At 41.5% G+C, this 9890-nt stretch carries 11 protein-coding genes; 5 read left to right on the forward strand and 6 right to left on the reverse strand.

All coding sequences use genetic code 11. The features are described 5' to 3' along the window. Positions 1-121: 121 nt before the first annotated feature. The 5 genes from DW082_RS14375 to DW082_RS13825 all read left to right on the forward strand — a co-directional run bounded on the left by DW082_RS14375 (position 122) and on the right by DW082_RS13825 (position 2799). Positions 122-337 (forward strand): hypothetical protein, encoded by a 216-nt coding sequence (locus tag DW082_RS14375; protein WP_147387068.1) that lies wholly within the window; start codon positions 122-124, stop codon positions 335-337. Positions 338-375: 38 nt separating this feature from the next. Continuing rightward, positions 376-669 (forward strand): hypothetical protein, encoded by a 294-nt coding sequence (locus DW082_RS13810; protein WP_147387070.1) that lies wholly within the window; start codon positions 376-378, stop codon positions 667-669. Between the two features lie 172 nt (positions 670-841). Next, a complete protein-coding gene (locus DW082_RS13815; protein ID WP_147387072.1) occupies positions 842-1438 on the forward strand; it encodes a hypothetical protein in 597 nt (198 codons plus the stop codon). Positions 1439-1524: 86 nt separating this feature from the next. Next, positions 1525-2073 (forward strand): hypothetical protein, encoded by a 549-nt coding sequence (locus tag DW082_RS13820; RefSeq protein WP_118459126.1) that lies wholly within the window; start codon positions 1525-1527, stop codon positions 2071-2073. Between the two features lie 177 nt (positions 2074-2250). Then, positions 2251-2799 carry a hypothetical protein gene (locus tag DW082_RS13825; RefSeq protein WP_147387075.1) on the forward strand — a complete coding sequence of 183 codons (549 nt, stop codon included), beginning with the start codon at positions 2251-2253 and terminating at the stop codon, positions 2797-2799. 80 nt (positions 2800-2879) lie between these two features. Here DW082_RS13825 and DW082_RS13830 read toward each other — a convergent pair whose 3' ends face one another. The 6 genes from DW082_RS13830 to DW082_RS13855 all read right to left on the reverse strand — a co-directional run bounded on the left by DW082_RS13830 (position 2880) and on the right by DW082_RS13855 (position 9855). Beyond that, entirely contained in the window at positions 2880-3530 is a 651-nt protein-coding gene (locus DW082_RS13830; RefSeq protein ID WP_118459130.1) for a glycosyl transferase, read from the reverse strand. 3 nt (positions 3531-3533) lie between these two features. Beyond that, positions 3534-4172, reverse strand: coding sequence for a glycosyl transferase (locus DW082_RS13835; RefSeq protein ID WP_118459132.1), 639 nt, complete (start codon positions 4170-4172; stop codon positions 3534-3536). A gap of 17 nt (positions 4173-4189) precedes the next feature. Beyond that, positions 4190-5872 (reverse strand): glycosyltransferase, encoded by a 1683-nt coding sequence (locus tag DW082_RS13840; RefSeq protein WP_118459134.1) that lies wholly within the window; start codon positions 5870-5872, stop codon positions 4190-4192. A gap of 398 nt (positions 5873-6270) precedes the next feature. Continuing rightward, the gene (locus DW082_RS13845) at positions 6271-7626 is read right to left on the reverse strand and encodes an HlyD family secretion protein (protein ID WP_259335650.1); all 1356 of its coding nucleotides are present in this window, start codon (positions 7624-7626) and stop codon (positions 6271-6273) included. Between the two features lie 769 nt (positions 7627-8395). Next, the gene (locus tag DW082_RS13850; protein ID WP_118459136.1) at positions 8396-9139 is read right to left on the reverse strand and encodes a hypothetical protein; all 744 of its coding nucleotides are present in this window, start codon (positions 9137-9139) and stop codon (positions 8396-8398) included. A gap of 11 nt (positions 9140-9150) precedes the next feature. Further along, complete coding sequence (locus DW082_RS13855; protein WP_118459138.1) at positions 9151-9855, reverse strand: hypothetical protein; 705 nt, start codon at positions 9853-9855, stop codon at positions 9151-9153. Positions 9856-9890: the final 35 nt, after the last annotated feature.

Genomic DNA, 9890 nt, shown 5'->3' on the forward strand with positions numbered 1-9890 from the left:
TAAGCAGAGGTTTTACTCGACATAAATAGTTATGTGAATTGTATTGATGAAGATGTTGGAGTAAACAAGGGAAGCCAGTTAAGTCAATTCATTATTTTATTAATTTAAATATAAAAATACGATGAAAACAAAACTTACCTTGGACAAGCTAAAATCAGCAGATTTTCTAGAGATTATTGAAAAAGATGAGATGGAGTCCTCTATTGGAGGGACGGAACCTCCACGTTCGTGTGTATTCCATTGTTTAGACGTATTGGATGGGGCAACCCATGACTGGCAGTATTACTCACTGCAAACATATAACGCGGGTATTGGGCAGGTAGCGGGGGCGAAGTAAATGCATGTGATATTCCCAAAATGGGAGCTTTCGGAGACATGGAGGTAATTGAAGTCGGAGATAATCAGATATCAATTTCCTCTTCGGGAGAGATCACGTTCAACGGGCAAAAATACCAAGGCATGATGGTATTTAATAATGACAATGGCCAGGTGGGCCACGCAGTAGTTATCACTGGTACTGAAACAAATAAAAATACAGGAAAAACACAAATCAAGTACTGGGATGAGACAAATCGCGTGGAAGGAGTTGTTGATATTGGCGAATGGTCAACTATCTATGCCGTCGGAGAAGTAGGTTCATATTCCGCCAGTGGTTCTAAGTTCAATTAAATAAATTGCGATGGGGACTTTCATATTCCTTATTTTTTTGATTCAGTCCATCATGGTACCGGTGTTATGCCCTGCCCAAAACCAGAAAGTCTGGGTAGGGGACGTAACCCGGAACATTAGCTACTATGAAAATAACTGGTTAGGAGAAGACTACTCCAAGATACTAAAATTGATGGGCGCAACATACAGTAAACCGCGTGAGTTCGACGAAATTTTGGGATGGGAATCATTCAATGGCTATCCCAAATTAAAGAAGATCGTAACTTCTGGTTGTAGCGTACTATATTCCAAAGACCGGCAATGTGTCGCCATGTTCCCCTTGTTTCGACCCCTTACTCCTGGGGACACGCTGTATATCATATCGATGAAACGTTACTCTCCCGATGATCCGCTTCGCGTACTCGACATGCAGCACATGTGGCAGACCAGAGCACATATTATCTTCGCAATGGGACATTATCATTATTTTTTACACGGAAGAAACGATATAGACTGGCGTCAATACCTCGAATATTATCCGGAAGAAAAGGCTAAAAGTATATTCAATGCCGATACGGCTTTCCAGGTTTCACTGAATTTTAAACCTGTGAACGAATACTACGACTACCAGGGGAAGTATAAGTATCTCGACACACTGGTGATCCAAAAGAAAGGACGGGGGTATATTATGATGTACATCTTCACTACGGAGGAAGGACATAAGAAATTCCCTGAATACCTGGAACAGATAGAGGGGATGTTCCGATATGAGGATTGGGCGGCTCTATGATATATCCAGATACAAAAAGAATTATTGAAACAAATCGTACGGTTCTTCTTAAATCAATTATTTATTAATTTAAATATAATTATACGATGAAAACAAAACTTACCTTGGACAAGCTAAAATCAGCAGATTTTCTAGAAATTATTGAAAAAGACGAGATGGAATCCTCTATTGGAGGGACGGAACCTCCACCTTCATGCGTATTCCACTGTTTAGATTTTCTAGACGGAGATGCCTTCGACTGGCAGCATTACTCAATTGAAACGCATGAGGTACTAGGATATTGGGCAGGTAGTGGGGGCGAAGTAAATGCAAGTGATATTCCCACAATGGGATCTTTCGGAGATATGGAAGTAGTAGAAGTCAAGGATAATACAATTTCGATTTCTCAGCAAGGAAACATCACATATAACGGCAAAGAGTACAAAGGGATGATGGTTTTTAATAATGATAATGGCCAGGTGGGCCATGCGGTGGTTATCACCGGTACCTACCTAAATCCTAACACAGGAAAAACTCAAATTAAGTACTGGGATGAGGCAAATCAAATGCCTGGCAAGGTTGATATTGGCGCTTGGTCGACGATCTATGCCGTCGGAGAAGTAGGGTCGTATTCTGCCGGCGGTTCTATATTTTAATAAAAACAGACTATGATGCGAACATTCATATGCCTTATTTTTTTGATTCAGTCCATCATGGTACCGGTGTTATGCCCTGCCCAAAACCAGAAAGTCTGGGCAGGGGACGTAACCCGGAACATCAGTTATTATGAAAACAGATGGTTGGGGAATGAAAACTCCAGGATACTAAAATTGATGGGCGCAACATACACTAAACCGCGTGAGTTCGACGAAATTTTGTATGGGGAAGACTTTTATGGTTATCCTAAATTAAGGAAAATCATGACTGCCGGCTATAACGTATTATATTCCAAAGACCGGCAATGTATCGCCATGTTTTCCTTGTTTCCGCCCCTTACCCCCGAGGACACGCTGTATATCATATCGATGAAACGTTACTCTCCCGACGATCCGCTTCGCGTACTCGACATGCAACACATGTGGTCAACCAGAGCGGATATTATCTTTGCAATGGGACATTATCATTATTTTTTACATGGAAGAAACGATATAGACTGGCGTCAATACCTCGAATATTATCCGGAAGAAAAGGCTAAAAGTATATTCAATGCCGATACGGCTTTCCGGGTTTCACTGAATTTTAAACCTGTGAACGAATACTACGACTACCAGGGGAAGTATAAATATCTCGACACACTGGTGATCCAAAAGAAAGGACGGGGGTATATTATGATGTACATCTCACTACGGAGGAAGGACATAAGAAATTCCCTGAATACTTAGAGCAGATAGAAGGAATGTTCCGATATGAGGACTAGCAGGCTTCGATGCCAAACGCAAAAAGGGGGAAATTCTCCCTTTTTTTATCGATTTTTCAAAATATAGCGGTCATAAGCCTCCTGATAAATCTTTAGTTTCATCCCGGAATTTGTAAACCGATACATTATCTCGCATTGCAAAGTCCCCAGTCCTCCCGATTTCGGGTAATTCCGAACAGAAATAAATGGGTAGAGCGTCATTTTATGGCTAGTCATTTTCGAAAGATTCTGGTCGAGAGTCAAATTTTCTGTCCCCGGCTCATCGAGTAAGTTTTGATAGAATTTTGCATATATGATCGTGAAAGACGAAACCATGAAACTATCGATCCAATACCGATTTCGGCTCAACGGAACGGCATCCTGAAAACTTGCGACACCTCCGCACAAAATATTACATCCTTGTCCATGAGCCTCTATAATATTTCGAATCAGATAATCCTTATGGTATTGTGCCGTAAAAATATGATCGGACTCGCAAAGGACAAACAAATCCTCCTGAGCCTCAATCGCTTTTTTCACGCACCGTTTCACTGTTTGCCAACGATCCGGTTTCCCCCGAGCATCTTTCACGTCATCAATCATACTCAGACAGAACTCATCCCTTCCTTCAAACTGTTTGAACGCTGCCTCTACGGTACCTCCGTCAAATTGACTGCCGATTAGGTAAACCGGCAATTCGATATTAGCCGTCTCCATAATTCATCGCATATTACAATAATAGCGTCTAACCTTATCGATCTTCGATAGCTTTTTAATCGTCGTATCGAACAAGTAATCCACTCGCCCGGTATTATTGTTATTATTCGTTGCATCGGAGTATCCGAATTCCTTCTGAAGTGAAATAAACGGGAATATAACGAATTTGTTTTCGGACAGTTCAGATATTTTTTTATCGGCAGTCATATTTTCAAAATCAGTTATTCCCAAAATCACAGGATAGAACTTATTGAATATCACCACAAACTGATTACCGGTATACTTATCCACCCAGAACATACGATCAGATACCTGTACGGCCGTTTCCAACCAACTGACACCTCCAAGGAGAATATCGGCATTGTGACTCTTCGCTGTTTCGATACCTTCTTGCAGTACCCCGGACGTATAATGCTTGGTAAATGTATGATCATCCTCACAAAAAATGAAATACTCGTCATCGTACAGAGACATCTCTTTTACCACTCCGATCAATGATTGCCATAGCCCGATCGCGCCCACTTCATGTTTGATAGCTTGGACGATCCGCAGATTAAATTCATGGCGATCGGAGAACTCTATTTCGATATGGTTCTTACGTTCGGTACGGCTTTCCAGATTAATGCAGTTTACTCTAATCATATTTTCCCTCCTTGATTTTACAGGTACTTCGAAATATTATCGGCATTTCGAATCAGATTATCCCATTTCCCGGATATGAGCTTCTTTTTCATCAGAGGATATCCCCGCTGTATCATCTCCTCCCAGAAATCAATATGCGGATTGACACTTTCAACCGATCGACACATCTCCGAACATAGTACTTCTGATTTCATCCAAGACACTGGCTTCACTTTACGTCGGATCATATAGCGAGTTAACCCAATTTCGCATTCCTTGATAATGAACCGTCTCAGAGTGGTCTTATTCTCGATTGAAAAGAAACGCCTGAAATCTATCTCATCGAAAAAATCTAGCAAATACTCAATGGCCCGCCCTTTAAATACGAGCAAATGGCTTTGCAAATGATATGCATATCGGGGATCGACATCTTCAGGTGCCTGATAGCTATCGGTAATTCCGCAGAACGAAGATCGTTGTAAACGGCACCATGAGAAAAAGTCATGTAGGGAAGCTCCTCTCACTAATCGATTACTATTATTTACAAACCCGACAGTATGATAGTATGCTAAATTCATCCGTCTAACCGCCTGATAGAAAAAACCGAAGTCATATCCTTTATTTTCCAACAACATATATTCATAACCAGGAACTTCGTCCGATGGTTGATAATTAGTCAGTACAATCACCCTACAAAAATGTTTCTGGAGCTCGCGGATATATTCCATATCTTCCGGAGCGGTCACACCTGAATCGGAGTATCCGACGAAAAAACAAATTGAACTTTTAGAATCAGAATGACTACTTCCACTTGAACTTGGAATCAACTGATACCGTTTGAAACTGGCCCACTCTCTCCGGGCTTCCACAAAACACCGCTTCAGTAAATATCCAGATGCTTCTTTATAAAAACGAAGTTCGTTGATTGTATTTTTGAAATAGTTCCACGTAAAAGCCAGTGTCCTACTGTAACTTACATTGTCAAATCTTTTCCCCAGGATGTTTTTACGTATATCAAAGATCGTATCCCAGGTATCTGAGCGGGGAATCCCGGCCTGCTGTTTTTCATGTATCCTATAACTGATCAACTCTTGATCTACGGGATATATTTCCTTATTCATCGCTAACTGGCTAGCAATCATCCAGTCGTGATATTCATATCCATACCTGTGATAAAACGGAAGAATTTTATCCCTACATGCTGATTTTAAGACCAGCGTAGCGCCTGTAACAACATTGCCGAAACGTAGAATAAACTCCAATATTCTATCTGTAGTCAAAAGGCACTCCTCGTTACGTTTAGCACCAAATGCCTGCCATAAACACCCGTCGATAGGCTCCCCTTCCCCATCAATCAGGGAAGCATTGGTAAAGCAAGCCTGAATTGTATTATCATTTTCAAGAATAGGTATAAGCACTTTCAATTTATCAGGATGCCAGACGTCATCCTGATCCGACAGGCAGATATAATCTCCTTGGCATCGCATGATTGTACGTTCGAAATTCTTCACAGGGCCCAAACGCTCATCATTTACGGTCAAATGTATTTTCCCGTATTTTGCCTGAAATTCTTGGATAATATCAATCGTATGATCTGTCGATCCATCATCACCTATTTGAATTTCATCGATAAAATATTCATCCTGGCAAAAAATGCTGCATAGTTGTTCAGCAATATACTTTTCGCCGTTGTATGTACACAGCGCGACCGATATTTTCATAGATTGATCAGGCAATAGAATAATTACAGGTAATTATCTCTGTCGAATGACAGAATCTAGCATTGAAAGTTACAGTATTTCCCTGATTTTCACAAATAATTTTGGCGAATTTTCCGGATATTTTCACTATCGTGATTTGCCAATTATTATCCCGACCAGATTTCCACATGAATCTTGGTTTAAGCATCTAATCTCGGATGAAGACCTGTATCAAATTAAAATTAATTCCTATATTTATAACAAATAAATTCAACTATTTCTATTAGCAATAATCTTCAGCGAAGCTGGCCCGCAGTCTTGCGAGTCCATCTGATATTCAACCGGAAAGAGTTTAAACATAAAGTTGGGTGAATAGGTTGGACAATCAATTTCTGGATGTGACGGATCGGCAGGATATATTATTTCTCCGCTTTGGCTTTCAGATTATCGAACAATCTCTCGATCAGTCGCTTTCGTTTAGTGATAATCTCTACCTGGCCCTGCGTTTCGAAATCGAGAGGAAGACGGCGACCAAAATTCGTCGTCATGCCATCCGGAAACGATACGGTAACCAAATAAGTAGGGGTGATTCCATTCTCAGTATTGATATTGTTTGTGATCCGTGAAATGGAACTTACCTTACCACGCAAATAACCGTACTCGTCATAAGGATATTTCAGCAATTTCACGTTGGCCTGCTGCCCCACCTCGACCTTTCCCGCTCCCTGAGCCGGAATCTTTATCTCACCGAAGAAATCGCCTTTATCCGGAATAACCGTGAAAAGCTCCTGTCCGGAATTGACAAAACTGTTCTCCCTCCAAAAGCCGAGATATTCCAATTCTCCGTCGATCGGTGCATACTGTAGATATCGCTCTTTCCATACATTGACAGCGTTCTCCAACGCATTGCGGGCCGTATTCACCTCGGCGAATGTCTTAGCACGGGTTTCATTTTCTTCGAGTGTGATACGCTGGATTTCCAAACGATTCTGGGCAATCTCCGATTGTTTGGCCAACCGGTTATTCTGCAACGTTAATACCGCCTCTTCCAGAACAAGACAGTTATTACGTTGTTGTTGATACTCCGCCACAGACAAGGCGTTTTGTATTACAAGTAGGCTATCCCGATCTAATTGTGCGTATGCGCTGTCCACAGCCTGTTTCTTCAGCTCGATTTCCCGGACCATGTTCACCACGATCTGCTCATCAAGGGCGATCTTGCCCGTGAGATTCCTACGCATCGTTTCATAAATATCCGACTGAATCAGAAGCTTGTATTGGGCATACGCAACCATAAAAGAGTTGTAGGCCGTACCCACGTCACCGAGGATCAGATCTCCGGGCAACGAGTCCATACCGGTATTCTCAAAACCTGTTGAACGTAGTGTTGAGTCCAGGTACAGGATATCCCGATAGTCGGCCCCGCTCTCGATATAAGCGATTACATCTCCTTTACACAAATAATCTCCACTTTCACGAAGCAAGTACATTTTGCCGCTCGTATTAGCCACAAGACGTACCGGAGCCGCATGGGCTGTCACTGAGATCTGACCATCTACCGTATCGGGGTATTTGATGATAAAACCCAACGCGATGATCCCTAAAATCAACAATGCCGTAAGCAACGAAATGCGCTCCGTCCACCGTGTAGGTATCCGATCAATGATATCCTGAACTTCTTCGCTCTTGTCAGCATCCTGATTATCATTCATTGATATGGACTGCCCAGCGCCGACACCAGGAGAAATATCGCCTTCTTCTCTTATTTCAGTCATATGCCCTACTCAGACTATCCGGATAGATGTTTTTATTAATCCCCCTTTTTCTTATTGGATCGCTTCTTCTTTTTTTGAAAGCTTTCTTTTCTGAATTTGTATCAGGGGATATGTTTCAAATTTTTATCTCGACACCAAAATCTCATTTTGAAATATCAACTTAGTGAACGGTAACGACTGTCATGCTTTAGTATCAGGGAATATCGAATCTAACGCTTTCTTCACATAAAAACAGCCATTTACCCTTTCAGCTTTGATCTGTCCGAGGGAAATTATTCTGAATGGCGGCAATTTCACCTTTTCGCCAGGAACGGATTGTTTCCCCAAAAAAATTTCCATCGAACGATACACCCTATCCGAAGCAGCTCCAAATGAAAGAGAAGTACAGCTATAATCCAATGCGGTAAGGAATAAGGTGCTATCGAATAAAACCCATATCGTGGCATATGGTTTTTCAATAGTGCTTCTCCGCCTCCTCAGGATGTGGAAATCAGTAAATATGAACCCTCCTTCACCGCACGCTCCTCGATAATCTTTAAGATCCCGTAGAGGGGACTCGCTCAATATCCCAGGCATGTAAAACGAGATCACACCTCTGGTGTGCAGTTGCCCTTATACCTCACTGTCCATCATCGTTCTCGATAACCGACAAGATATCTACTAGTTCATTGAGATTATATTTCTTTCGATTGTTTTTCATGGTAGTTTTACTTTTATAATTATGTGCGATTTCTTAGCGCATTGAAAACAATACTATCAGCCTCCCTTTTTAAAAAGGGACTTTATTATTATTATCGTCGTATAAGTCCAAATATTTCAAATGATACCGTTCCATGTATTCGTTTACTTTACCCCGATTCTCCCTGTTCTCTATTAACTTTTTCTGGTATTCTTTTTCATCGTCTTCCGTAACGGGAAGAGTTTCTATTTCCCTGACCGAAACGAGTTTCCCCTCGTCGAAAGTCAATTCTTGAAACGGACTTTTTCTCCATGCGCCCAAATCGAAGAATTCCCCGGGCTTATCCACCGCTTTTTTGACGTAAAACAAGCCTGTTACCCAGGCGGCCCGAATGGGTGTCTTATCGAGAGGAGTTTCGGCTTTTTTCACCGCTTTTTTACTTATGAGGAATTTCTTCATTTCCGGAATATATTGCGTACTCATGTAGACTCTCGGTACCGTTCTTATGCCGTCGATAGCTCTCAGATAAAGCATGCTGTCAACCAACGTCCAGATCGCTGCGTATTTTTTATCATCGTTTCCTATTGTTCCGGGGGGGTATGGCGGATCTATCATCGTCACTCCTATGGGCAGCAAATACTCATAACCTCCAAGTCCATACAGAGGCGATCGGTCCATCAGGTAACGAGTACTGTCGAGAAATATCACATCGCTCGTCCAGCTATGAAACTGCCGAGGAGGAACTTTTACGCTATCTGCACACGATGTAATAAGAATCCAAATACCCAGAATGAACATTGCAATGCCCCTTTTCCCATGGTAAACTTTCTTCATTTCAATTAAAATTAGAAATAAACTGTTCCGCCACGGAGTACAAAATCACATAACACCCGCAATTGGTAATCTTCGGAACAACGGCTGAAGTAAGGATCGTTTATCTGCGCTTGCCGGGCCAATAATTCCCGGTCATCACTAGTCAAATTGGAGCCTATTTGTCCCAAATGAGTCCTTTCATGCAATAATGTCGAATATACATCCCAAAAATCACACTGCCGGTATACACTTCCGTAATAATTCATATAGATCTGCCCCGAAGGCGTACAATATGTTTCTTCAACATAGCCGTTGGCATCTGGAACCGAGGCACCGGCCGTGACTTGACAATCGACTCCCGCTATCTTGGAAAACACATTACGTTGAGCCTCAGAAGACGCATAACAAAGTAATTTAGCGGTGCTATACATTCCATTACTGTATTGCGCTTTATCAATCACGCGAATTTGATTGCCCCCAGGCTGATAACCAAGCAACTCTCCTTGTTCTGAGTAATAGTAATCTCCACCTACGGAATTTTTCTGTTCTTCATTCCCGATAATTGGCATAATCCCCGCCAACTGGTTGAGATTGCATTTTTTTCTATTGCTTTTCATGGGAAATATATATGTTTGGTTAATATTGATTTTCGACCAGAATATGACAAATAATGTTAAATATTCATAACAAAGTATGTCGTAAATATACAAGCCCCTTTTCAATAAAACAATAGTCATTTTAACATTTTTTTTAACCCGTAAATGTTAAATAC

This window comes from Alistipes sp. AF48-12, assembly GCF_003477565.1.
Taxonomy (GTDB): domain Bacteria; phylum Bacteroidota; class Bacteroidia; order Bacteroidales; family Rikenellaceae; genus Alistipes_A; species Alistipes_A hominis.

Bases quoted from the DNA above. Each gene is read 5' to 3' on its own strand.
- DW082_RS14375 (WP_147387068.1), top strand. From the start codon at position 122: ATGAAAACAAAACTTACCTTGGACAAGCTAAAATCAGCAGATTTTCTA.
- DW082_RS13810 (WP_147387070.1), top strand. From the start codon at position 376: ATGGAGGTAATTGAAGTCGGAGATAATCAGATATCAATTTCCTCTTCG.
- DW082_RS13815 (WP_147387072.1), top strand. From the start codon at position 842: ATGGGCGCAACATACAGTAAACCGCGTGAGTTCGACGAAATTTTGGGA.
- DW082_RS13820 (WP_118459126.1), top strand. From the start codon at position 1,525: ATGAAAACAAAACTTACCTTGGACAAGCTAAAATCAGCAGATTTTCTA.
- DW082_RS13825 (WP_147387075.1), top strand. From the start codon at position 2,251: ATGGGCGCAACATACACTAAACCGCGTGAGTTCGACGAAATTTTGTAT.
- DW082_RS13830 (WP_118459130.1), bottom strand. From the start codon at position 3,530: ATGGAGACGGCTAATATCGAATTGCCGGTTTACCTAATCGGCAGTCAA.
- DW082_RS13835 (WP_118459132.1), bottom strand. From the start codon at position 4,172: ATGATTAGAGTAAACTGCATTAATCTGGAAAGCCGTACCGAACGTAAG.
- DW082_RS13840 (WP_118459134.1), bottom strand. From the start codon at position 5,872: ATGAAAATATCGGTCGCGCTGTGTACATACAACGGCGAAAAGTATATT.
- DW082_RS13845 (WP_259335650.1), bottom strand. From the start codon at position 7,626: ATGACTGAAATAAGAGAAGAAGGCGATATTTCTCCTGGTGTCGGCGCT.
- DW082_RS13850 (WP_118459136.1), bottom strand. From the start codon at position 9,139: ATGAAGAAAGTTTACCATGGGAAAAGGGGCATTGCAATGTTCATTCTG.
- DW082_RS13855 (WP_118459138.1), bottom strand. From the start codon at position 9,855: ATGACTATTGTTTTATTGAAAAGGGGCTTGTATATTTACGACATACTT.